21 protein-coding genes are annotated in these 25,152 nt (G+C 39.4%); 10 read left to right on the forward strand and 11 right to left on the reverse strand.

The features are described from left to right. Positions 1 to 129 precede the first annotated feature (129 nt). Positions 130 to 2,688, reverse strand: coding sequence for a M14 family metallopeptidase (locus tag ALPR1_RS00955; protein WP_008197771.1), 2,559 nt, complete (start codon positions 2,686 to 2,688; stop codon positions 130 to 132). Positions 2,689 to 2,932: 244 nt separating this feature from the next. Here ALPR1_RS00955 and ALPR1_RS21085 point away from each other — a divergent pair, with 244 nt between their 5' ends. The 3 genes from ALPR1_RS21085 to ALPR1_RS20480 are packed head-to-tail and all read left to right on the forward strand — an operon-like array spanning position 2,933 to position 3,538. Continuing rightward, positions 2,933 to 3,145 (forward strand): PLD nuclease N-terminal domain-containing protein, encoded by a 213-nt coding sequence (locus tag ALPR1_RS21085; protein ID WP_394330543.1) that lies wholly within the window; start codon positions 2,933 to 2,935, stop codon positions 3,143 to 3,145. Continuing rightward, on the forward strand, positions 3,142 to 3,354 hold the full coding sequence (locus ALPR1_RS00965) for a PLDc N-terminal domain-containing protein (RefSeq protein ID WP_040302423.1): 213 nt from the start codon (positions 3,142 to 3,144) through the stop codon (positions 3,352 to 3,354). Before ALPR1_RS21085 ends, ALPR1_RS00965 begins: the two co-directional genes overlap by 4 nt. 10 nt (positions 3,355 to 3,364) lie before the next feature. Continuing rightward, positions 3,365 to 3,538 (forward strand): PLDc N-terminal domain-containing protein, encoded by a 174-nt coding sequence (locus tag ALPR1_RS20480; protein WP_083796111.1) that lies wholly within the window; start codon positions 3,365 to 3,367, stop codon positions 3,536 to 3,538. 19 nt (positions 3,539 to 3,557) lie between these two features. Here the strand turns inward: ALPR1_RS20480 and ALPR1_RS00970 are convergent, their stop codons facing one another. Beyond that, positions 3,558 to 4,448 (reverse strand): TIGR01777 family oxidoreductase, encoded by an 891-nt coding sequence (locus ALPR1_RS00970; protein WP_008197772.1) that lies wholly within the window; start codon positions 4,446 to 4,448, stop codon positions 3,558 to 3,560. 128 nt (positions 4,449 to 4,576) lie between these two features. Here ALPR1_RS00970 and ALPR1_RS00975 point away from each other — a divergent pair, with 128 nt between their 5' ends. From ALPR1_RS00975 to ALPR1_RS00985, 3 genes are read left to right on the forward strand one after another with little or no spacing between them, the layout of a single operon-like run. Beyond that, positions 4,577 to 5,833, forward strand: coding sequence for a voltage-gated chloride channel family protein (locus tag ALPR1_RS00975; protein WP_008197773.1), 1,257 nt, complete (start codon positions 4,577 to 4,579; stop codon positions 5,831 to 5,833). Between the two features lie 42 nt (positions 5,834 to 5,875). Beyond that, positions 5,876 to 7,690, forward strand: coding sequence for a TrkH family potassium uptake protein (locus ALPR1_RS00980; RefSeq protein ID WP_008197774.1), 1,815 nt, complete (start codon positions 5,876 to 5,878; stop codon positions 7,688 to 7,690). A gap of 14 nt (positions 7,691 to 7,704) precedes the next feature. Beyond that, a complete protein-coding gene (locus tag ALPR1_RS00985; RefSeq protein WP_008197776.1) occupies positions 7,705 to 8,394 on the forward strand; it encodes a potassium channel family protein in 690 nt (229 codons plus the stop codon). On the opposite strand, the gene ALPR1_RS00990 is transcribed toward ALPR1_RS00985, so the two are convergent. From ALPR1_RS00990 to ALPR1_RS01005, 4 genes are read right to left on the reverse strand one after another with little or no spacing between them, the layout of a single operon-like run. Next, on the reverse strand, positions 8,391 to 9,200 hold the full coding sequence (locus tag ALPR1_RS00990; protein WP_008197779.1) for an ion transporter: 810 nt from the start codon (positions 9,198 to 9,200) through the stop codon (positions 8,391 to 8,393). The two genes, ALPR1_RS00985 and ALPR1_RS00990, sit on opposite strands and share 4 nt — an antisense overlap. Positions 9,201 to 9,235: 35 nt before the next feature. Continuing rightward, the gene (locus ALPR1_RS00995; RefSeq protein WP_008197781.1) at positions 9,236 to 11,707 is read right to left on the reverse strand and encodes a bifunctional UDP-N-acetylmuramoyl-tripeptide:D-alanyl-D-alanine ligase/alanine racemase; all 2,472 of its coding nucleotides are present in this window, start codon (positions 11,705 to 11,707) and stop codon (positions 9,236 to 9,238) included. Position 11,708: 1 nt separating this feature from the next. Then, entirely contained in the window at positions 11,709 to 12,776 is a 1,068-nt protein-coding gene (locus ALPR1_RS01000; RefSeq protein WP_008197782.1) for a lysylphosphatidylglycerol synthase transmembrane domain-containing protein, read from the reverse strand. 2 nt (positions 12,777 to 12,778) lie between these two features. Then, entirely contained in the window at positions 12,779 to 13,528 is a 750-nt protein-coding gene (locus ALPR1_RS01005; RefSeq protein WP_008197783.1) for a segregation and condensation protein A, read from the reverse strand. Between the two features lie 177 nt (positions 13,529 to 13,705). Between ALPR1_RS01005 and dxs the strand changes: the two genes are divergently transcribed. Both dxs and ALPR1_RS01015 read left to right on the forward strand, forming a co-directional pair. Then, entirely contained in the window at positions 13,706 to 15,622 is a 1,917-nt protein-coding gene (gene dxs, locus ALPR1_RS01010; RefSeq protein WP_008197784.1) for a 1-deoxy-D-xylulose-5-phosphate synthase, read from the forward strand. An 11-nt stretch (positions 15,623 to 15,633) separates the two neighbouring features. Next, positions 15,634 to 16,401 (forward strand): alpha/beta fold hydrolase, encoded by a 768-nt coding sequence (locus ALPR1_RS01015; protein WP_008197785.1) that lies wholly within the window; start codon positions 15,634 to 15,636, stop codon positions 16,399 to 16,401. On the opposite strand, the gene ALPR1_RS01020 is transcribed toward ALPR1_RS01015, so the two are convergent. The 4 genes from ALPR1_RS01020 to ALPR1_RS01035 form a co-directional block, all read right to left on the reverse strand. After that, positions 16,398 to 16,880 carry a GAF domain-containing protein gene (locus ALPR1_RS01020; RefSeq protein ID WP_008197786.1) on the reverse strand — a complete coding sequence of 161 codons (483 nt, stop codon included), beginning with the start codon at positions 16,878 to 16,880 and terminating at the stop codon, positions 16,398 to 16,400. The two genes, ALPR1_RS01015 and ALPR1_RS01020, sit on opposite strands and share 4 nt — an antisense overlap. Then, the gene (gene ribD, locus ALPR1_RS01025; RefSeq protein WP_008197787.1) at positions 16,873 to 17,895 is read right to left on the reverse strand and encodes a bifunctional diaminohydroxyphosphoribosylaminopyrimidine deaminase/5-amino-6-(5-phosphoribosylamino)uracil reductase RibD; all 1,023 of its coding nucleotides are present in this window, start codon (positions 17,893 to 17,895) and stop codon (positions 16,873 to 16,875) included. Before ribD ends, ALPR1_RS01020 begins: the two co-directional genes overlap by 8 nt. A 1-nt stretch (position 17,896) precedes the next feature. Further along, complete coding sequence (locus ALPR1_RS01030) at positions 17,897 to 18,703, reverse strand: DUF4382 domain-containing protein (RefSeq protein WP_008197789.1); 807 nt, start codon at positions 18,701 to 18,703, stop codon at positions 17,897 to 17,899. A gap of 97 nt (positions 18,704 to 18,800) precedes the next feature. Continuing rightward, a complete protein-coding gene (locus ALPR1_RS01035) occupies positions 18,801 to 19,643 on the reverse strand; it encodes a DUF4382 domain-containing protein (RefSeq protein WP_008197792.1) in 843 nt (280 codons plus the stop codon). 113 nt (positions 19,644 to 19,756) lie between these two features. On the opposite strand from ALPR1_RS01035, the gene dgt reads away from it, so the two are divergent. Continuing rightward, positions 19,757 to 21,103, forward strand: a complete 1,347-nt coding sequence (gene dgt, locus ALPR1_RS01040; RefSeq protein WP_008197794.1) for a dGTP triphosphohydrolase — start codon at positions 19,757 to 19,759, stop codon at positions 21,101 to 21,103. Positions 21,104 to 21,510: 407 nt separating this feature from the next. Then, positions 21,511 to 24,516, forward strand: a complete 3,006-nt coding sequence (locus ALPR1_RS01045; protein ID WP_008197796.1) for an AsmA-like C-terminal region-containing protein — start codon at positions 21,511 to 21,513, stop codon at positions 24,514 to 24,516. A 98-nt stretch (positions 24,517 to 24,614) separates the two neighbouring features. Here ALPR1_RS01045 and ALPR1_RS01050 read toward each other — a convergent pair whose 3' ends face one another. Beyond that, positions 24,615 to 25,064 (reverse strand): cupin domain-containing protein, encoded by a 450-nt coding sequence (locus ALPR1_RS01050; protein ID WP_153231752.1) that lies wholly within the window; start codon positions 25,062 to 25,064, stop codon positions 24,615 to 24,617. Between the last annotated feature and the right edge of the window lie 88 nt (positions 25,065 to 25,152).

Genomic DNA, 25,152 nt, shown 5'->3' on the forward strand with positions numbered 1-25,152 from the left:
TTTTTTGAAAATATTCTATTGTGTACGAAAGAAACAAGGAATTGGCTGAATTAACTTGAAAAAATACCAAAAACGAAAAAATCCCGAATCATAAGACCCGGGATTAAAAAACTTCAATTGTTTCAATTCTTATCTGCCAGTACCACTATTAATGGTTTGACCGAAGAAGATTGCATTTAAATACAGTTTATTCGTTCCAAACCAAAACGCACGGAAATTCATATTGTCAGCAAACCCAACAATTCTTCCTCTTCCCAAAGAAGAGATTCGAATCACTGCTCCATTTTTCAATCCTTCCAAATTGGTCGGGTGAACGTAGCCAGAAGCCAATGGGTTCTCTGTATAAACCAATGGATTTGCATAAGGATTCTCTGAAGGCTCTAAGAATAAATTATCATTTCGGAAAGTATGGATTTCGCTTTTAGTATAGCCGTAACCAATCGGGTGGGTTAAGTCCAAATTCGCATTGAAAATGGCTCCTCCAGTAACTTTAGCGCCATTGGCATTACTATAGTCTGCGTAGCTTTTTTGGATCTCCTCGTCCTCAGTTTCAGGTAGAGATTTAAAGGAAAAACTACCTATTTCATGTTGGTTTAAGAATCTCAAAGCCCCGCCTTTTGCTACTAAGGTTCCACCTTCTGAAATCCATTCTCTTAAGCTTGAAGCAGCAGATTTACCCAAGTTGTAATATCTTCCATCGGGCATTAAAACCACATTATAACGATCTAGCGTATTACCCCCAATTTGATCTACCGGAAGTAGGGTAATCGCCATTTCCATACGCTGATCTAGCAAATGCCAGATTTCTCCCGCTTCATAACTGTCCACTCCACCTTCTACCAAGAGTGCAATTTCTGGCTTATCCAAAGGATCCGTAAAGGTCGAACCCATATTGATTCCAGTAGTATAACCTGAGGTAATGGCATGAATATTTACATGAGATTCTGATGCAATTTCGTTCAACTTTTGGTACATGGCATTTTCATCCAATCCAGACTTTCCCGGACCAATGAGAATCGTACCTCTTCCAAAACTTTGGCCATCATCGGTTCCAAATTCTGCATGGGCAACGCGCACCAAAAATCCAGCGTTCATCAGCTTATTTGCAGCTTTTGGAGCGTAATAATCATTCCACTTCATGGCATACTGATAGGCTCCTGGAGCTCCAATAACTTTTCCTGGAGCTAGAGAAAGCGTGTTTTTATCCACTTTTTCCACATTCGCCAGATTTAAAATCCGGCTGTTTAAAGCCACATAGTCTAAATTGAAGGCCATTGGATATGTCCAGGCAGAAATGTCATAAAATAAACTATCCTGAAAAGAAGTACGCGTTTCAAACATGGCCTTGATCAATCGATACTGAGGTTGGTTTGCTGGAACGATATAGGCATTCTCTTTCTTAAATTCCTGCCCATTCAAGGTCACATCTTCTTTTAGTGAATATACCTCTATGTCATGTTGGATAATCAAATCCGCCAAGTGAAAGCTCTTGGCATCATCCTCTTGGCTACCAAAAATATAGGCCTTATTTACATCCGCATCGCTTTCTGATTTTACATCCGAATAGAAATCCTTCATCCACTGGTTTAGCTCTGTTCGCATTTCTTTAGCCGCCTGGTAGGAGGATAAGTTGGCTGTAAATTGGTTTCGAATCGTAAATGGAAAGCTCAACATTCCATAATCTGTTTCCTGAAGGTGGCCTCTGGAACTCGCTTGTTCAAAAAGAATTCCTATAGATCCTTGAACATCAGGATAGGTTGAACCTTTACCGTAGTAAAAGTCATCGTAGTTTTCTTGATTGTAATAAAGAGAACCGATTTGATCCAATGCTTTTGCATGGTATTCACCAATCTTCTTGGTCAACTCGAAATTCTTTTCTGGAGTCAAAGGGTGCATCCTAGCTGGCACACCAGGCTGGAAAAAGAAAGTGCTATTGCTTCCCATTTCATGGAAATCCAAATGAACATTTGGAAGCCAATCCTGAAAAACCCGAACTCTATTTCTTGATTCTGGGTGCTGAACTGGTAGCCAATCTCTGTTTAAGTCAAACCAATAATGGTTGGTTCTTCCTCTAGGCCAAGCTTCATTGTATTCGCGGCCATTAGGATCGCCATTGAGATTGTATGATTTATGGGAATTTACCCAAGATGCAAAACGATTGAGTCCGTCAGGATTAATTGCTGGATCCAAAAGAAGGACTATTTGTTCCAAATCAGCCTCGATTTCATTAGCTGCGGCAAAATGGTAGGCGGCCACAAGTGAGGCATTGGCTCCACTTGGCTCATTTCCATGAACAGAATATCCCATGAACATCACAACCGGCATATTTTCTATGTCAACAGAAGCTCCTGGATCCCGCAGCTTAGCACGGTCAGCTTTAATTTGATCAATTCTACCAAGGTTGGAAGGAGACGTAATGGTGAGTAACACCTGAGGTCTCTTTTCATAGGTTCTTCCCGTTTCTTCAAAAGTTACCCGGTCTGAAGCCTCAGCCACAGCTTTCATATACATGACTAGCTGATCATGGCTCACATGCCATTCTCCCACTTCATATCCCAAAACCTCTTTCGGTGTTGGAATGGATGAATCATAGGTGTATCCCTTTGGTAAATAATAACTCAAATCGACTTGAGCGTAACTAAAAAGGGCAAAAACGCTTAGTATTAGCGACAAAACAGCCTTTTTCATGTGATTATATTAATTTAAATACGCCACATGGAATCTCGCAAAATGAGGAATCAACCTGATGCTTTTTAAGGTTTTTGCTCGATTTCATATAGATAGATGGTTTAAAACTTTAGGCAAAATTCTTATTTTCATTCCTTAAAAAAAACTAATTTGGTTCAATGGTTAAATTAATTGAAGAAGCACCATGGATTTGATTGTACCATCAAATGGCCTATGGATCTGGCAGCTAGTTACTTTCTTAGTTATGATTAGCTATTTAGGCTTTACCATTTATGCCCTAATAGATTTAATTCGATCCGATTTCCGCGAGATAAATATGAAGCTTTTTTGGGCTTTATTGATTTTATTTACCCCAATGATCGGTACTTTTCTTTATTTGAGTATGAGCAGATCTACTAAAAATAACAGAAGAAAATTCGACCCTGATTTTTCAAATACATCAAAAAATAATTTATGACACTTTCTTTTATTCAAAATATTGGCGGTGGTTTTATAATAATCATCCTTGCCTATTTTGTTCTTTGGGTTTATTGCTTGGTAGATATCATCCGATCTGATTTTAAAGATGGCAATATGAAACTGATATGGGTAATCATCATTCTTTTTGCCCAGGTTTTAGGCCCAATAGCTTATTTAATCTTGGGTAAAAACACCAAATCAACTTAAACTACTTGCGATGTTTGGATTAGGAATTATTGGCCTTGCTATTTATGCTTATACCATCTATGATGTTGTCATAAGCAACTTTCACAATTCTAGTGATCGACTAATCTGGTTACTGATTGTAATTCTTGTACCCTTCGTAGGCACCATCTTATGGTTTTTGATCGGAAGATCGAAAAGAATTTAAGCAGCCAGTTTTCTAAAGCCTAATTGTGGAAAATATCCTTCAAGGCAGGGATTAAAATTGGGTGCTCATATTCGAAGCTTGCTTTTTGTATTTTCTGGGATGAAACCCGATTTCCCCCTGTAACCATGGCGGACATCTCTCCCAATACCAAATTCAAAATAAATTCAGGAACACCGATACCAATAAATGGCTTTCCTTTGGCTCTAGCTGCTTCTTGAGTGAGTCGATAGTTGGTAGCTGGATTTGGAGAGACGGCATTAAAAATCCCCTGAAGAGTGGTTTTCTCCAATGCAAAAACAAACATTCTAGCCAAATCCTCTATATGAATCCAGCTCATCCACTGATCTCCTTTTCCTAAAGGAGCAGCCACCGGAGGTTTAAGCATTTCACCCAGTGCACCACCCTTTTCATCTAAAACAATCCCTATCCTAAGGATCACAGTACGTAAGTGGAGTCCTTCAATTTTTTTCACCTCAGCCTCCCAATCTCTCACCACTTTGGCCAGAAAATCCACTCCGTTTGGAGCACTCTCTTCCAATAGTACTGGGCCGGTTTGAAAACCATAATATCCTATTGCAGAAGCTGAGACAAATGTATCTGGCTTTTTCTCAGCCTTTTCTATGGCATCAAAAAGTAATTGAGTAGAATGAGTTCTAGATTCAAGGATGACCTTTTTCCTCTCATCAGACCACCTCTTATCTGCCACACCTGCCCCAGCAAGGTGGATGATGGCATCCGCCCATTCCATTGCTTCTGGATCAATGGTTTTTTTCTCCACATCCCACAAAAAAGATTTTTGTGATTGGGTACTTCTGCTGAGCCAAGCCACAGATTTCCCCTGTGCCTCCAAAAGGGCAGTGATCCTTTGGCCAATTAGGCCTGATCCTCCAGTAATTAGGACATGTTGCATAGGGTGATTTTATTGAAGTTAACCCTAAAATCGGGAATTTGTTAATTTGAAAACTAGACTTTCATCTACCTTCACTTATACTCTTTCATTTTCTATGCCTAATTTGGGCGAAACTTATTTCAAAAAAATTGAACTTCACATCACTGGTCGCTTATTTATTTCGTTGGACAGGGTTTGGTTTGTTGATTGGTCTTCTTGCAGGAACCGCTTCTGCTTTTTTCCTTTTTGCTCTGGAATGGGCTACCCAAACCAGAGAAAGTCACCTCTGGTTAATCGCCTTATTACCTATTGGTGGTTTTTTGATTGGCTGGACTTATTATAAGTATGCAGAATCATCAGTCAAAGGAAATAACTTATTACTTGAAGAACTCTATCAATCCAAAAGTCCAATTCCTCTGAGGATGACTCCCTTGGTTTTATTTGGCACGATTGGAACCCATCTTTTTGGTGGTTCTGCTGGTCGAGAGGGCACTGCAGTGCAAATGGGGGGCTCTTTGGCCGATCAACTCACCAAATGGTTTAAACTGAGTCATGAGGAAAGAAGACTCGTAATCATCGCTGGAGTTGCCGCAGGATTCGCCTCTGTCTTTGGTACACCCCTGGCAGGAGCCATCTTCGCTTTGGAGTGGATGCTATCAAGAAAATTTCGCTGGAGGTCTCTTTACCCTGCCTTTTTTACAGGCTACATCGCTCATCTTGTTTGTGCTAATCTCTGGGGGATTGGACATACACATTATAGCATTCCTGAAGTGCCCGGGTTTACTTTAATAAATTTTCTTTGGATCATACCGGCAGGAATTGCTTTTGGATTTTCGGGAAGATTATTTGCCCAAACAACGCATTTTTTTACTCATCAATTTTCAAAATGGGTCAGCTATCCTCCTCTTAGACCGGTCATTGGTGGACTGGTGATCGCAATAATTGTATGGTTTTCGGACAGCACCACCTACATAGGTTTAGGTGTACCAAGAATCGTAGAAGCCTTTGAGCAGCCATTACCATGGTACGACTGGCTAGTCAAAACCGGAATGACAGGTTTTACTCTTGGTGCAGGTTTTAAAGGGGGAGAAGTCACACCCTTATTCTTTACGGGTGCTACATTGGGAAACGCCCTTTCCACTTGGATTCCTTTACCTTTGGCTTTGCTTGCAGGAATGGGATTTGTAGGAGTGTTTTCTGGAGCTACCAATACTCCCATGGCTTGTACCGTTATGGGAATGGAGTTATTTGGATATGAATCGGGACTATACCTAGCGATAGCTTGTTTTATTGCTTATGTGTTTAGCGGAAAATCCAGTGTTTACGGCTCCCAGAATTTGGAACAAAAGATTCATATTTATCCTAAAAAGAGGTATTTTTCACTTGATCGATGGTTTAAAAAGTAAGACTCTCGATCACTTTCTACTTATCAAGGAGTTCATTATTCTATGAAACCAAAATTTAAATTTTTTTCCAATCCAGATCGAAATCTATACTTTTTAAGGAAACTTGAAACCGTTCTGGAAAAAGTAGTTAGGTATAGTAGTTTCATCACTTTTGGGCTATTATTATACCATTTAGGATATGATCCTAACCCAACCATTTACGCCATTTCTTCCTTTTTTTTCACGATATGCCTTTTCTTAATTGGCTTTGGCTATATCCTGAAAATTCTATTAAAAGAACCTTCCATTTTTGTAGGAAGAGTTTTGGCAGAAATTTTTCTTTCACTGGTACTAATCGGCTTTTCTCTATTGAGATGGAATGCCTTCGGCCTGGAGTTTTCTGAAGGAATTCTAAATTATTCTAGGCATTATTTCCTGGTCAACATCCTGGTAGTCATTCTATTTTTCATAGAAATCAGTAAATACAGCCTCCACATCAACCGGCTCAAGGCGAGCCCTACTTTAGTCTTTATTTCAAGCTTTCTACTCTTGATTTTTGTTGGGGCCATTTTGTTGAGCCTGCCCCACGCCACTACGAATGGAATTAGTTTTATAGATGCGCTTTTTACATCCACCTCTGCGGTATGTGTGACGGGTTTGATCGTCATGGACACAGCAAAGGATTTTACCTTCTTCGGACAGACGACCATTATGATTCTTTTCCAAATTGGAGGTTTGGGAATGATGACTTTCACTTCCTTTTTTGGCTTCTTTTTTAAAGGAAATTATTCCATCGAAAATCAACTTTTCATCCGTGATTATATCAATGAAAACAATGTCGGAGAGATATATTCCACCCTTCTAAAAATCATCTTCTTTACTGTGATCACAGAGGTGGCAGCTGCATTTTTAATATATCACTTTACGGATGATGCCTTATTTGCCAACAAAGGTGATCAGCTCTTTTTTGCGGCCTTTACGGCCATTTCTGCTTTCTGTAATGCTGGATTCTCCAATTTGAGCAATGGTTTATATGAGTCTGGTTTTCGAGAAGCATACAACATGCATTTGGTATTGGCAATGGCTATTATTCTTGGGGGTATTGGTTTTCCTGTATTTATAAACTATTACAATTACCTAAAGCATGTTGTAGTCGGAGGAACCAAAAAAATATTGGGAATAGAGTCTTACAAGCACGTTCCTCGAATAACAAATATCAGTACTAAGCTCTCTCTCTATACCACTGGGATTTTGCTGGTGTTCGGCTTTTTTACCTATGCGATTTTCGAGAGCAATCATACGCTGGAAGGACTGAGCCCTTATGGAAAATTTGTGACGACCATATTTGGTGCTGTCACGCCAAGAACTGCGGGTTTTAATACGGTGGATATGACCATGTTGTCCGTCCCAACCATCTTAATTTATCTGATTTTAATGTGGATTGGTGCCTCCCCGGGATCTACGGGAGGGGGCTTAAAAACCAGCACGTTTGCAGTTGCCATTTTGAATACTTTAAGCATTGCCACAGGAAAAAAAAGAGTGGAGATTTTTAGAAGACAAATCTCCAATGAAACGCTGCAAAAAGCTTTTGCGGTGATTGCTTTATCCTTCTTGTTCATTGGCCTGGGCATATTCCTTGTCATGTTATTCAACCCAGAACTTGCCCTTATTGATGTTGCTTTCGAAGTCTTCAGTGCATTTTCCACCGTGGGTTTAAGCTTAGGGATCACCTCCCAACTAGGTGCAGCGAGTAAAGTGGTAATTATGATCTGCATGTTTATGGGGAGGGTGGGTACACTTACCATATTGATTGCTATCGTGAGAAAAGCAGGGCAACAGAGATATAAGTATCCAGAAGAAAGTGTCTTTATTACGTAAAAATTGAAGGAGTTATGAAATACATCATTGTTGGAATGGGAAATTTCGGTGGATACCTCGCCATGAGGTTAACTGACCTTGGGCATGAGGTAATCGGAGTGGATAACATTGAAAATCGAATTGATTTGGTGAAGGACAAAATCACCTATTCCGTTACCATGAATGCAACAGATTCACATGCGGTAAAAAATCTACCCTTAAAAGATTGTGATTGTGTGATTATTGCGATCGGCGAAGACGTGGGAGCATCAATCATGTCGACCGCTATTTTTAAGCAGCTGAATGTAAAAAGGATCATTGCTCGTGCCATTAATGATCTACATGAAACCGTGATCAGAAGTATTGGAGTGGATGAAATCATCCATCCGGAGGAAGAAACAGCAGATAGGCTTTCGAAGCGACTTCAGATGAAAGGAGTCATGGATTCTCTGGAAATTTCAGATGAATACAATATTATCGAAGTAAAAGTCCCTAAAAGATATGTGGGAATGAAAGTCTCTGAGGCAGATATCCGAAAGGAGTTTTTTCTCAATATCTTGACAGTCATCAAAATGGAAGAAAAAACCAATTTATTGGGAATAAAGACTTTGGAAAGACGTGTGATTGGCGTGATTACCCCTGAATATCAATTAGATGAAGGAGATTTATTATTGCTCTTCGGAAAAATTAAAAACATTCAGGAATTCCTGAATTTGGATGATTAACGCAATTTCACTCCACAATTTCCACAGAAATTATCACTGGGGTTCACATTTTCTTTTCCACAATTTGAGCATGAAATCAAATGAGCTGCCTCATCCTTTTTTCTTTGCGAAGCCATCTCAGAACTAACAATTCCTGTAGGAACAGCTATAATCGCATAGCCCATTAACATAATGATCGAGGAGACAAATTGACCCAGCGGAGTAGCAGGCGTAATATCTCCAAAACCTACCGTTGTGAGGGTAACTATGGCCCAATACATACCCACCGGGATGCTTGTAAATCCATGTTCAGGTCCTTCTATGATAAACATCAGCGTTCCCATGATCAATACGATCGTTACCACGAAGCCTATAAAAATCATGATTTTGTGAGTACTTGCCCGAAGAGAACGCTGAAGATACTCTGCCTCGGAAATATACCTTCCCAATTTTAGAATTCTGATCACTCGCAAAAGCCTCAAAGCTCTTACCACGGCTAAAAGTTGGGAGTTGACTACGAAAAAACTTAGATAAGATGGTAAAATGGCCAACAAATCTACGATGCCATAAAAGCTAAAAATATAGCCGCTTGGTTTTCTGGAAAGCCAAACTCTCAAGACATATTCCACTGTAAAAAGAGCCGTAAACAACCATTCTAAAACAATGAACAAGGTTCCATAAGTAGAACGTAAACTTGCAACGGAGTCCAAAATGGAAACCAGAATACTCCCAAAAATCAAAAAGAGCAATACAATATCAAAAGTCTTTGATGCCCAGTCATCCGACTCAAAAACAATGTGTGCAAGACGCTTTTTGGTAATTTTCATCCTTGAATTTAGAAAAATAATTCTGCCAAGCCCACTTAGTCCAAATAGTAAATCCTTTTTACTCGGGCACTGATGTTTGTTAATAATTCGTAGGGAATGGTTTCAATCCTATCTGCCAGTTCTTTTAAAGAAATCCCTTCCCCATAGATAATGGCCTCATTTCCAGCTTTGACATCCTCTATATCCGTCACATCAACCATACACATATCCATGCAGATATTTCCAATAATAGGGGCTTTCTTCCCTTGAATGATCACATACCCTTTGCCGTTAGAAAATCTTCGGTCATATCCATCTGCATAGCCCAAAGACAAAGTGGCGATCTTTCCTCCCTCCGGAAGACTTCCTTTCCGAGAGTAACCAACAGTCTCCCCGGGTTCAAGAGTTTTTATCTGTGAAATAGTAGTTTTCAAGGTACTGATGGACCTTAAAGAGCTCGCATGTTTTCCGGTCACTTCAACTCCATATAAACCAATCCCCAATCTTACCATATGCATTTGAAAATCTGGAAAAGCCACGATTCCTGCAGAATTGAGCGCATGAAATAAAGTTGAACTAGGAAGTAAATGTTCTAGCTTACCTTTCATTTTCTTGAATAATTTAAGCTGCCGCAAAGAATAATCCTTGTGAATTTCTTCATCTGCTCCAACCAAATGAGTGTATACGGAAGCGATGCGCAATCTCGTTTCAGCTTCAAGCAATAGGCCCAATTCCTCTAAATGCTTCTCCTCAAATCCCAGACGGTGCATTCCTGTATCCATATCCAAATGAATGGAAAGTTTGGAGTCATGAGCTTGACAATAATTGGATACCATTTTAAAAAAAGCAGGACTATACACCACTGGCTCCAATTCATATTGATGACAGAGATCAATGGATTCTTCCATAGGATTCAACACCATGATAGGAAGAGAAATACCATGTTTACGAAGCGTTACTCCCTCATCCGTAAATGCCACGGCTAAATAATCTGCCCCCATGGTTTGAATATGATTGGCAATTTCTACTGATCCTCCACCATAGGCAAAAGCTTTCACCATTACCATTACCTTGGTCTCTGGCTTTAGCCGACTTTTATAAAAGTTATAATTATGGGTCAGGGCATTGAGGTTGATTTCCAATGTCGTCCCATGAATTCTTTGCTGAAGTTTATTCACCACTCTTTCGAAACCAAAAGGTCTAGCTCCAGTGATTAAAATGAGATCATTGGAAAATTCCTCTGGGTTCAGTTCATCCAAAAGTTTTTCCGTATCAGAATATCCGATAAACTGTTTTGGAAAAAAGCTCTCCAATTGAAATATATGCTGACCCACTCCTATAATCTGGTCCAAATGATGACTTTTCACCATCTCCGCAACTTCTGAATATAACTGTGCAGCAGTCCCTTGTTGCAGTAAATCCGATAAAATAAGGATTTTACGTTTTTTAGGTCGCTGTAAATTTAGAAAATCAAGTGCTACTTTTAATCCCGCCAAATCATTATTGTAGGTATCATCTATCAGCAGAGAATCATTGACCCCTGGCTTCAGCGTCAATCTCATATCCACTGGTTTGAGATGATTTAAGCCTTGCTGGATCAACTCAGGCTTAAGACCTAATGTCATTGCGCCAACCAACACATGAGTGATATTTTCCAAAGAGGCCGGATCTGAAAATGGTACATGAAATGTCATAGTACTCAGATCTGACTTGATGAAGATAATTTTAGCTCCTACATCCTGAATTTTTATACTTCTCGTGTAGTCCGCTCCTGCCTTGTCAGACCAAGCGATCAATTTATCTGCCGAAAATTCCTGCTCAATGATACTTGCAGGAAGCTCTTGATCTTTGCAATAGACCAAAAAATCAGAGCCTTTAAATAGGCTTAGCTTTTCTAATATTTTACTTTCCTGACTGCTGAACCCTTCCTTATGGGCTGAACCTATATTAGTAAAGATCCCTAGGTTAGGTTGTATAATTCTTTCCAGGGCGGCCATTTCCCCTGTTTTTGATATCCCAGCTTCCAAAATGGCTACTTGATGCCCTGCATCAATCCCAAAAACTGATAAAGGTACTCCCACTTGGGAATTGTAGCTTTTCGGGCTTTTAGCTACCTGATACGCTTGACTTAGTACCTGACCCAGCCATTCTTTGACAATGGTTTTGCCATTGCTCCCTGTAATCGAAACAACAGGCTTTTCAAAATAACTTCTTTGGTACCGTGCTATTTCCTGAAGGGCCTTTCGAGTATCGTCTACCAAGACAAAATTGGCTTTAGCCAACAATTCTCTCTTCAATGAATTACCCTTGTGGACAATGAAATTGCGCACTCCCAGATCTATCAGTGCAGGAATAAAGTCTTGTCCTTTTGCTTTGGCACCTACCAGGGAAATGAAAAGTGTTTTTTCAGGATTGCTAACCTGCCGGGAGTCAATAGCTATTTGTGAAATCTTTTGGATGTGATCATTTTGTATCAACTCTCCACGAGTGATTTCTGCAATCTGATCTATGCTTAAAGCGCGTAGCATTTTACTCTGTTTGTTCCTTATTCTTTTTATTAAAAAATACCTGCTTGATCCATCTAGGCAAGAATAATGCCCCAAGGATCAGGTATGGATAATAGGAGAGGAGTCTCCACAATATGCTGGTAACAAAAGTATATTTTGTGAGAAATTCGGTAAAAAACTGCGCAAAGAAGAATTCCGCCGTGCCACTGGATCCAGGGGTAGGAGATATCATCATTACAATCCACATGATCACCTGACGGGCAAATACAATCACATGATCATTCAAATTCAAGGGGACAAAAGCTGAAATCAATGCATTGAGCATCAAATAACGCGAAGTCCAGATAAATATCGTTGCAAGAATTATCGGTCCCCAATAGTTTATTCTTTTTCCAGCCAACTCCTTTGAAGCCTCAATGATTTGATTACCATATTCGCTGGCATCATGCTTCCATTTGCTTAACCACTTAATGGAAAATACTTTGATAAGGACCCACTTAAACACCCTCGGTCTATAGAACAATGCAGCGGCCATCACAAGACTATAGGTAGCATATAAGGCATAACTAATCCAGAAAATCGCCTCCATACTATTCTGAAGCTGCGTTTCCAGAACCTTACTTTCAGGGAATATATTGCCCTTGGCAAAGAACAAAATAATCGGAGCTCCGATCACAAAGAAAAGATTATCCAAAATCGCTGTTACCATCACATAAGCGATGGCTCTGCCCAATTTGATCCCTTCCTTATTTAAAATAAAGATGGCTACGGCTGTTCCTCCCACTACTGAAGGCGTCACTGCAGAGGCAAATTCCCATAAAATGATCACATAAATGGCCCTAGTCCAACTGAGACTCCGATCTGTTACCTCTCGGATTCTGTAGACATAGCCTGCATCTCGAAATAGGATCACCAAAATGGCCAAAAATATCCAAGGCAAAGAAGCATCAAAAACTACATCCAGGGTATCCGCATTAATGGACGGATCAAAATAGAACATCCCAAACACGATCCCCAAGCCAATGATGATTGGAAACCAAACTTTGTTTGGGTTAAGGGTTTGAAAGATTTTTTTGTTGTCCAACTTCATACTTAGCCTGCGGGGATTGGCTCAGTTTTTTCCACCCAAAAATTATTAAAGCCTTCACCGATAATGATGGTCACTTTTGAAAGCTGAAGTAATTCTAGGATAGCCAGAAAGGTATAAATCACAAAAATTTTATCTGGTTTGTAGGTGATAAATTCTGAAAACGGAACTTGCTTTTTAAAACTGATTTTTTCCAGGACAAAATCTTTTTGTTGTTCGATGGTATAAGGATACTGAATCACCGTGTGGGTAGTTTCATCCCTTCTAGAGGCAAACTTAGCCATACTTTTTTGAAACACTTTCAGAAGCTTGTATAGATCTACGTGTTGCATCTCTGCATCCACATCCTCCACCTTGCTAAGCTGCTGAAGCTCAAACATCAGGTTTCCTCTTTTTTCTTTAGAAAGTCTTTCCTCCTCAAGGTCTGCCAGCTCTTGAATTACTGATTTATACTTTTTGTATTCCAAAAGGTTTCTGATCAACTCTTCCCTAGGGTCAATTTCCTCCCCTTCCTCATTTAATTCAGGCCTTGGAAGCAACAGTTTGGATTTGATTCTCATTAGGGTGGCCGCGAAGAGAATAAATTCACTAGCTACCTCAATTTCCATTTGTTCCAAATGATGCAGGTAATCCAGGAAATCATTTGTTATCTTGGAGATAGGAATATCATATATATCCAATTCGTCCCGCTCGATGAAGAATAACATCAGATCAAACGGGCCTTCGAAAAGCGGTAATTTGATTTCGAAACTCAAGGGATATTTAAATTATTGGTTAATTTTGCAACCTTGTAGCCAAAGATATTCAATTAAGCGTAAATTAATTGGACTTACGTGAAAGAATGAGAAAAGGTGTCAAAAGTTTTCGGCACTGGTTTTGGAACAAAAGTCTTCCAGAATAGTTATTTCATTCTGACACATGAACACCAAACAATGTTGATTCAACCCGGAGAATTATTAGCACAAATCAACAGCCCAGCGGATCTCAAGAAATTTCCGAAAGAAAAGCTGGTTCAAATTTGTGACGAGTTAAGACAATATATTGTTGATAATGTCTCCGTATATGGTGGGCATTTCGGCGCCAGTCTTGGAGTGGTAGAGCTGACTGTAGCATTACACTATATACTTAATACCCCTGAAGATCAATTGGTTTGGGATGTTGGCCATCAAGCTTATGGTCATAAAATCCTAACGGGAAGAAGGGATCAGTTTCATACCAACCGGGTTTATGGTGGTATCTCTGGATTTCCAAAAAGGAAAGAAAGTGAATACGATACTTTTGGTGTTGGGCACTCCAGCACATCGATATCTGCTGCCTTAGGAATGGCTGTTGCCTCCAAATACAAAGGCATCAAACAAAAACAGCACGTTGCTGTCATCGGAGATGGCTCCATGACTGGAGGAATGGCTTTTGAAGCTATGAACCATGCAGGAGTAAGCGATTCCAACCTCCTAATCATCCTAAATGATAACTGTATGTCCATAGACCCTAATGTTGGGGCTTTAAAGGACTATTTGACGGATATTACTACATCTCATACGTATAATAAAGTCAAAGATGAAGTTTGGAAGTTATTGGGCAAGTTCAGCAAATTTGGAACTAGTGCTCAAGATGTTATTTCAAAAGTAGAAGGGGCAATTAAGTCTGCTGTTTTAAATCAAAGCAATCTTTTTGAATCCTTAAACCTTCGATATTTTGGTCCTGTGGATGGCCATGATGTAAATCATATGGTAGAAATCCTTCAGGATATGAGAGATATTCCTGGACCTAAGATTTTGCACTGTGTGACAGTCAAAGGAAAGGGTTATGCTCCCGCAGAGAATGGAAACAAAACTACTTGGCATGCTCCCGGGACCTTTGATAAAGTGACCGGAGAAATTTTCAAGAAGACGCCAAGTACTCCTCAGGCTCCTAAATACCAAGAAGTTTTTGGACATACTCTAGTAGAGCTTGCTGAAATGGATGATCGTATCATGGGAGTGACTCCTGCGATGCCTTCAGGCTCTTCGATGAATATCATGATGAAAGCTATGCCGGATCGCGCATTTGACGTGGGAATCGCAGAGCAGCATGCAGTCACTTTTTCTGCCGGATTAGCGACACAAGGGCTTGTGCCTTTCTGTAATATCTATTCCACATTTATGCAGCGTGCCTATGACCAAGTGGTTCATGATGTCTGCCTTCAAAATCTTCCAGTTGTCCTTTGCTTGGATAGAGCTGGATTTGCGGGAGCAGATGGACCAACACACCATGGCGCTTACGATATAGCTTATTTCAGGTGCATCCCGAACCTGGTAGTTTCTGCACCGATGAATGAAGAAGAGCTCCGAAACATGATGTATTCTGGTTCACTTCACAATGGTCCTTATTCTATCAGATACCCAAGAGGAAAAGGTGTGATGCCAGAATGGAAAACTCCATTTAGGAAAATCCCTTTAGGCCAAGGTAGGATTATCAAAGAAGGCGAAGAGATAGCCATTCTTACTATTGGTCATATTGGAAATTATGCTGTTGAGGCTTCCGAAATTTTATCCAAAGAAGGTTTAAATCCAGCTCACTACGATATGAGATTTGTGAAGCCTTTGGATGAGGAATTGTTACATGAAGTTTTTGGCAAATTTACCAAGGTAATTACTGTAGAAGATGGTTGCCTTCAAGGTGGATTTGGTTCTGCAGTCCTAGAATGGATGATGGATCATGGGTACCAAGCACAAGTAAAACGCTTAGGTATTCCAGATGATGTCATCGAACATGGCGAACAATTAGAGTTGCATAAAGAATGCGGATTTGACCCAGAAGGTATTGCCGAAGCGGTCAAAAGCATGGCTGAAATAGCCAAGTCGCATTAAAATATTTTAAAATGTCTGGAATTAACTTTTTTGAAAAGGGTGAAGGTCAACCTCTCATCCTGATTCATGGTTTCTGTGAAGTAAGCCAAATGTGGAATGACTTTGCTGAAAAATTATCTTCCAATTTTAGAGTCATCTGTCCAGATCTTCCCGGTTTTGGCAAGTCACCTTTGGAGCATGAATCAATCACGCTTGAAGAAACAGCAGTAATTTTAGAGGAGTGGATGGAAAAATTCAACATCCATCAACCCATCGTCATTGGACATTCTTTAGGAGGATATGTCACCCTAGCCTTAACGGAGTTAATGGGGAAAAACCTCAAAGCTATCGGTCTTTTTCATTCTACAGCCTTTCCTGATTCTGAGGAGAAAAAAGATATGCGGAATAGAACGGTTCAATTTTTAAAGAAAAATGGGGTGGATAAATTCGCCACTTCTTTCGTTCCTCCTTTAATTCCAGAAAACAAAAGAGAAGAACTCAAAGAGGAGGTTCAAAAAGCAATCGCACAAGGAAAACAATCCACTTTGGAAGGACTGATAGCTTACACATATGCCATGCGTGATAGAAGGGATCGGTTTGAGGTTTTACGAAATTTCACAGGATCAAAGTTGATGATTGCAGGTGAACTAGACGGAGCCGTGCCCTTAGAAGCAAGCAGAAAACACAAAGAAGTAATCACCCACTACTTTGAATTAGCAGAAACGGGGCACATGGGATTGATTGAGCGCAAAGCCGAGACAATTGATATTCTCAATGACTTTTGCCTCAGCGTGATTTAAAGGGTTTTACCTAATATCCCCATCAATTTTTCCAAGTAGAGCTGATCGGCACTATCAAAATCATTTACCTGATCGCTATCTACATCCAAAACCATAGCAACTTGCTCCCCTTTAAATACTGGAACTACGATTTCTGATCTAGAGGCTGAACTACATGCGATGTGACCTGGGAAAGCATCCACATCAGGAACAAGTTGGGTTTTGGCATCTTGCCAGGCAGTACCACAAACACCTTTTCCTATTGAAATCCGAGTACAGGCAATAGGCCCTTGAAAGGGGCCTAAAACTAGTTGGGTCTCTTTTACTAAATAAAATCCAACCCAGAAGAAGCCAAATGCTTCTTTCAATGCAGCTGTAATATTGGCAAGATTGGCATACAAATCAGGTTCCCCACTGATCAATGCTTCGATCTGCGGAATAAGTGCTTCGTATTTTTCAGCTTTGTTAGCTGATTCTGGGATCATTAAATTTTCAGACATGGTAATGAATGGATAAATGGTCTTCTAACACGGGGATATTTTCCGAGGAAGGCTTCGGAATTAGTGGTGCTTTTATTCCTTCTCCGAATTTATTCCGGCTGGTAAATATCCTTGCCTCATCCCAAAGACCTAATTCAATAAATTTGTTTAACAGAAAACTTCCCCCCTCCACAAGTAAGCTTTGAATATTTCTATTGTGAAGATCCTCCAAAATTTGATCTAGACTAAAGCCAGGCTTTAGTTTTACAAACTCCAGGTTTCCACTTTCCTCTGTTTTCTGTGTATTGTAGCAGATAGTTGGAACTGCCTGGTCAAACAATTTTAAGCTTTGGCTTAGTTCCAATTTACTGTCAATGACTAACCTCAAAGGGTTTTTACCAACCCAATCTCTGACATTCAAGGCGGGATCATCATATTTGGCAGTGTTTTTCCCTACCATAATTGCATCCTCCTCGGCTCTCCATTGATGCACTAATCTTCTACTGGAGGAGTTACTAATCCATTTGGAAGAATAATCAGATCTTGCAACAAAGCCATCTTGAGTTTGGGCCCATTTCAAGATTACATAAGGCCTCTTTTTTTCAATTTGAGTGAAAAACCTTCTGTTTTGCCATCGAGCTTCCTCCTGCAAAAGCCCTGTTTCTACTTCAATGCCTGCTTCTTCTAAAATTTGAATTCCTTTTCCCCCAACCAATGGGTTGCTATCAAAAGCAGCAATCACCACTTTCCCTACTTTCTTGTCAACCAATAAATTGGCGCAGGGAGGAGTTTTTCCAAAATGTGCACAAGGTTCTAAAGTCACATAAACCGTGGAACCAACAATATCGGTTTGATCCTCTACGGAATTGACAGCATTTACTTCTGCATGTGCCTCTCCATACTTCTGATGATACCCTTCTCCAATGATTTTATCCTCTTTCACGATCACACATCCCACCACAGGATTAGGGCTGACTTTTCCTCTCCCTAACTCAGCCAACTCTAAAGCTCTTCTCATGTAGCTTATTGCACTCATCTTAAGGCTTCGGTTTTAAAGTTATCTTTTCAAGCGTTTGGGTTACCCCTTTTTCTACCTGCACATTATTAATCAAGGTGTCTTGATATAATTCATCTTTTGGATCCACATATATGGAGTAGGTACCAACAGGCAACCTAAAAAGAAATGATCCTGAGCTATTAGGATGCGTGCTTAAAGAATCTCCATCTTGGATAGCATAAATAGCAGGCTTAAGAGTTGTTGGTCCCAAGGAACCTTTAACTTCCCCCGTTCCTGCTCCTCGATAAATGATAAATGTGGGATCCAGCTGTACCTTTAAGGGATTCTCTTCTGCAACTAAAATAGATTTTTCCAAATCAAAATCAAGAACGATATCATAGGAAAACCCTTGGTCTATATCCATCTCAAAGTCTAAGGGAACATCCATTTCCGACAGGTCCGCCAATTCCAGTTTGTACTTTTTTTCATCCAAATACAAGGAATGCTGATCTCCAAGCTTCACAGTAATTTTAAGAATCTTGCTCACTGGAAATTCATTTCTTCCTAAGAGCAATGCTTCTCCGCCTACTAATGCACTTACTTCAATTTTTTTATCCCCAGGAGCATAGGGAAGAAATTTGGTTTGAAGGGTGCCATCGGATTTCCCATCAACAATATACTCGATCTCTGCTCCCAGAATTTCTACAAAAACAGAATCCCAAACGGCTGGAGAATCCACCAAAATAAGGTTTACAAGTCCTTTAGGATCTGAATCTATGTCCTCTTTACAGCTCCAAAATCCCAAAAATGTACTTCCTACGAGGAAATAATAAATCAACTTTTTCACGGAGTAAATTTAGCCCAAAACTTATCAAAAAATAGGAATTCCATGGATAGGGGGTTAAAATCAAAAAAAGCCGGCTATTAACCGGCTTTTATTTTTGTTATTCTTCTATAGGAACCAGCGTTATGGGATCCATTGTTTCTACCATACCTTCTTCTACCATCACATCATCTACTATCAAGATGGCATATTCATCATTTGGAGTAAAGGTGATCGTATAAAGACCATCATCCATCCCTAAAATCTTGAAATTTCCATCATCATCTACGAAGGTATTATAAGTGTCATCTCCTTTACTAGCACTTACAGCTACTGGCATTGCTTCGTCAGGGAAAACTTGACCCATCACTCCTGAAGCTGCCTCTTCCATATAAGCTCTTAAAACTGGCTTAAGAATTATATTTCCTGAATTTCCAGCTTCTACAATAGATTTAGCCACATCAAAATCAATGACTAAATTATAACTCATTCCGCCTTCTATATCTTCATCAACTTTTATTTTAAGACCAGATTGTTGAGCACTAGGAGTTTTTAAATCAAATCTATCACCATTTTTAATGACATAATTATCATCCCCTAATACCAATCTTAATTGATCAATTTCTCCTTCAGGAAAATCTTCAGATCCTAAGAATAAAGAGTTTTCTCCTGTTAGATCCAGTAAATTCACATAACGATTAGTTTCATCATATGGAATTTCGATCCATCCAATTTCATCATCGTCATCATCTATTCCATCATCATCCATGTCATCATCACCGTCCGCTTTCACACGAACAGCTAAGACCTCCACCCACACTTCTTCAAAATCTCCCGGAGCATCTACCATGTAGAAGTTTACTTTTGCCATCCCATTGGAGGGACTACCATCGTCATCATTGGAGCAGGCTACAGCAAACAACATGACTCCCACCATCATCAAATAATTGAATAAATTTTTCATTGGTTAAATAGTTCAGTTAGTTTATCTCTACTCTCTTATCCAAGCTCTGTGCCATTAATACAATTTTCCATTTTTAAACGAATTCTAAAAGGTCCTTGTTATTTTTGGGGATGATGAAATGGGAAAATCTTTTAGCCCGGGGCAGATTTGGTGATGAACCCGGATTTATTCCAACTCAAGCAGTACGAAGTGAGTTTGAAGTAGATTATGATCGGATAATATTTTCGGCACCATTCCGAAACTTACAAGACAAGACACAGGTGTTTCCGCTGCCTGATCAGGCTTTCGTTCACACCCGTCTTACTCATAGTCTTGAAGTTTCCAGTGTGGGTCGTTCCCTCGGAAAATCTGCTGGAGAATACTTACTTGAAAAATACCCAAACCTTAAAAAGACCGGTATTTCAGCCTATGAAGTAGGTGCAATTGTAGCAGCTGCTGCATTGACACATGATATAGGTAACCCTCCTTTTGGCCATGCAGGAGAGGAAGCGATTTCAGATTTCTTTAAGTTCCATCCCATGGGAAAATGCTGGAAAACGCATGTTCGTGGCGAGCAATGGGCAGATTTATGTGATTTTGAAGGGAATGCACAAGGCTTCAGAATGTTGGTTTCGAAATCCAACGGACTGAAACTTACTTATGCGACCCTCGCTGCTTTTACTAAATACCCTAGGCCAAGCTTTATTCCGCACCGAGATGTGGCCCGTAGAAGTCAAAAGAAATATGGTTTCTTTATTAACCAGCTCACTGACTTTGAACAGATGAGTTCTTTTCTTGGGATAGAAAAATCCAGCCCTGAATGCTGGTTTAGACATCCTCTGGCATTTTTAGTTGAAGCTGCGGATGATATCTGCTACAGCATCATTGATTTGGAGGATGGCTGCACCATGGGACTTGTGAGCTTTGAAGAGACGGTCAAGTTATTGGCACCAATTCTTAAAGATAAATTTGATCCTAAAAAGCTCAAGGAGCCTCGGACTAACACCCAAAATTTAGGTGCCCTACGAGCAATTGCAATTGGTGAGCTAATTAGAGAAACTGTTGAAGTTTTTGCACAATATGAGGAGAGCATGTGCAAAGGTTTTTTTGATAAAGCTCTTACTGATATCATCCCTTCGGCCAAAGCTCTGAAGAAAATCACTGAAATTTCTGTGGAGAAAATTTACAGATCTAAAGTAGTGCTGGAAAAAGAAGCGGCTGGATTCCAGGTTTTGGAAGGCTTGCTAGCCGTTTACTCCAAGGCATTATATAACAAATTTTACGATCCGGATAATTTCTCTGGACAAGACAAAAGTATTCTAAGGCTATTACCTGAAGATTTTCCAATGAAAGGCTGGGGGGAAGAAGTAAATCCTTATCCACTTCTCAGGTCATTGGTAGATTTTATTTCAGGAATGACTGACAAATATGCTCTTAATCTGTACAGACGTGTCAATGGCATTTCTTTCCCAGGATCCTGATTCTATTGATCTAGCAGATTGCTTCTTTTCTTTAAAACAATAGGTGAGTTCAATCAATTTATCTATGTAATCTAGGCTGTTTCTTTCATTGAGTAATCCGTCTGATTTTGCTAACCCCATTTTGAAATTGGGTAGGTAGTAAGCAAATGTCTTTTTCCGATAATTAGAAATTACATTTCGGTAAATATTGGTAATCAGAGAGTTCCAATCCCTTTTTTTTGCCTGCTAAATAATTTCAAAGAATGGAACATCCAATTCTCTTTAACTGAGTATTAAAATAAATCTTCTGGTTAAAGGCTCAAATTTTGCAACAATTTAGTCAACAGATGACTTATCTGCGTAAATAGCGATTAGCTAAAATACCTAAATAGGAGCCAAACCATCCTATTAGACCAATAGAACAAAAAATGAAAAAGTTTCTAATAATAACTGCTGGAGTATTTATCGTATTAATCGGAGCTGCTATTGCATTTCCCATTCTTTTTAAGGATAAAATTGCTGCCCGAATTGACCAAGAAATTGCCCAATCTGTGAACGCTAAAGTCCTTTATGATTTGGACAATGTCAGTTTGAGCATTTTTCGGAGCTTTCCCAATATCTCAGCAAACATTCAAGAATTCGGAATTGTAGGGAATGCTCCCTTTGAAACCGATACTCTAGTAACACTGGATGAATTACAGATAGATTTCAACCTAAAATCGGTTCTTTTTGATGATTACCCAACACTTACTGGGGTACACCTCAATGGAGGAAATCTATATATTAAAGTGCTTCAAGATGGTACTGCCAATTATGATATTATGTACCCAAGCACAGACACTACTGCTGTAGCTGAAGAAAGCAATATGAGAATCGGAATAGATCAAATTGAGATCAACCATCTCAACTTAGTCTATGATGATAGACAGCTCGATTATTTTATGGCTTTAGGAGAAATTAATGCTCAGGGAAACGGTGAATTTACTTCAGATGTTTATGAACTTCCGATTGAACTAGAGGCATTAATTGCGGAAGTCAACTATGAGGGGACTTCTTACCTTTCCAACAAGAATTTCTCAGGAGAAACTGCTTTAACTGTAGATATGGAGCAGATGAAATTCACTTTGGGAGAAGGCAATTTCCAACTGAATGATTTCATTTTTGGTCTAACAGGATTTTTGAGCATGCCTGATGAGGATATAAACCTTGACTTAGCTTTTGAAGGAAAAGACAATGAATTTAAAAGTATCCTATCACTGGTACCAGGAATCTATTCTGACAGCTTTTCTAGTTTAGAAACTTCCGGAACCATGGATTTTCAGGGTAATGTAAAGGGAGTTTATAACGAGCAGAAGTTTCCATCTTTTGATGTGTCTTTAAAAATCGCTGATGGGATGTTTAAATATCAGGATCTGCCAAAACCCGTGAAAAATGTCAATTTAGACATGCAGGTGTTGAATGAAACAGACCAAATAGATAATACCTCTATTTCCATCCCAAATTTCAATTTGGACTTTGGTAGCAATCCGATTTCAGGTAAATTTTTCTTATCAGATTTGATTTCATATACCATTGATGCGGCTGTAAAAGGAAACTTGAATTTAGAAGAATTGACTTCTATTTTCCCAATAGAGGGAATGGATCTGAAAGGTAACCTAGCTCTTGATGCTGTCGCAAAAGGAAGATATGACTCAGTAGCAAATGAAATTCCAAACATTGATGCAAACTTCTCATTAGTGAATGGGTATGCAAAAAGTGCTGACTATCCTGCGCCTTTGGAAGCTATCAATGTCAAGGCTATCGTTAAAAACAGCACAGGAAAAATGAATGACTTCTTGGTAAACTTGAGCCAATTTGGTTTCGAGTTGGAAGGAGAAGAAATCCAAGGAAACATGACCATTGAGGACTTTGATAAACTCAACTGGAATGGGCAGGTAAAAGGTGCCGTAGACTTGAAAAAGCTTTTGACAATTTTCCCAATGGAAGACATGAGCATGGAAGGGAAAATTCTGGCTGATATACAAACTAAAGGTTCTTATGCCGCCATAGAAGCTAAAAACTACCAACAACTGGAAACGAAGGGTTCTATAGACGTTTCCAATTTTAAATACAATTCTGTTGATGTTCCACAAGGAGTAGAGATTTCTAAAGCTAATGCTACGTTCAGCCCTGAACGAATTACTTTGACACAAATGGATTCCAAGCTTGGTGAAAGCCAAGTCAATGCCAGTGGTTCATTGAGTAATTATATGAATTACCTTTTGGGAGAGAATGGAACTCTTAAAGGTCAGCTGACTGTCAACAGTCCGCGTTTCAATGTAAATGAATGGATGAGTGAATCGACTCAAACCGATAGCTCTAATTCTGAACTCACCGTCATTGAGCTTCCCAAAAATATAGATTTCACCATGTCAGTTGCAGCCAACGAGGTTTTATACGACAATATGAACCTGAAGGAAATGAAAGGTGAAATGCTATTGAAAGATGGGATTCTTACTTTCAGGGATGCCTCTATGAGTACGATGGGAGGTAGAATTGCCTTGACTGGTAGCTATGACTCAAGGGATTTATCTACACCGAAATTTAATTTCGATTTAAATGTATCCGATCTAAGCATTTCTGAGGCATTTAGTACATTGAACACTGTAAAGGCATTTGCACCGATTGCACAAAATCTAACAGGTACCTTCAATTCCAATTTGAATTTTTCTGGAGTTTTGGGTCAAGACATGATGCCATTATTAGCTAGTTTGGATGGAAACGGTCTATTGAAAGTGGCAGAAACCGCTTTAAAGGACAGTAAAATCCTAGAAGGCATCACGAGTCTTACCAAACTAAAAGATGTCAATACTTTACAGCTAAAGAATGTTACCATTCCAATCTCTATAGACAATGGAGTAATGGATGTGAAACCATTTGATGTGAAACTTTGGGATTATCAGGCCAAGGTTCAGGGTACAGCTGGATTTGATGGCTCAATCAATTACTTGATCAATTTGGATGTGCCTGCAAATAAATTCGGTTCGCAGGCCAATTCCTTGTTGGCAACGGTCACAGGTACGAAAGTCGATGAAAATACAACCATTCCTTTAGCACTTAATCTTACAGGAACCTATAAATCACCAAAAGTGGGATTAGCCGGTGGTAATAGCATTGAATCGCTGGTAGCAGATGCACTCAAAGCAAGGATCAGTGGAGAAACTTTATCCTTAAAGACTAAAGCTACAGAGGAATTTAACGCTTCTCAGGACAGTGTTAAGCAGCAATTAAAGCTGAAATCTGAAGTTGCTCAAGACAGCGCGAAAAAAGAAGTGGATAAGCAAACTAATGCCAGTAAAGACAAAGCAGTAGAAGAAGCCAAAAATTTGTTGAAAGGATTCCTTAAAAGCAGCACCCAAACCAAGAAGGATACGACAGTGAAGAAAGATAATTGATTAGGCAATAGATAATAGTCGAAAGACAATAGAAATAGCCCATGGTTTCAATCGTGGGCTATTCCTGTTTATATAGAGTATTCAGGATCAATCTTTGTTTAGTTTTGATTCATCTCCGCTACCTTTTTCTCAATATGTTCCACTACTTGTTTCATTCCTTTCTCCGGACTAAAATCTAATAGTTTAAGGTCGTCCAAAACTACAGCTGAATGTCCCGGAGGCATATAAAACAAGTCTCCCTCATTTAAGATTACTTCACCATCCTCATCATAAATCATTTTCAAAGAACCTTTGATGATGTATCCCCAATGTGGAACTTGACAAGAATTATTTTTCAGGCCTTCCAATAAAGGCCCCAAGTCTGTACCAGCAGGCATTTCGTTTACTGCTACAGACATACCTCCCCAATCATCCAAGTGATTGATGACCATATTCTTTGGAAAATCAGAGATCGCAATATGTTTTTCAGGATTGGCTTTTTCTTTAAAGCCCATTGCAGCTAAAAATCCCAGAAGGAAAACTGCCGACATGATAAAGTAATTTTTCATAGTACTAATGTTTAAAGTTGCTATGAAAATTCGCCATGAATCTTGTGGCATACATATCAAATCTGTGGCATATCCTTATAAAATAGTT

The organism is Algoriphagus machipongonensis, assembly GCF_000166275.1.
In the GTDB taxonomy this organism is placed as follows: Bacteria; Bacteroidota; Bacteroidia; order Cytophagales; family Cyclobacteriaceae; genus Algoriphagus; species Algoriphagus machipongonensis.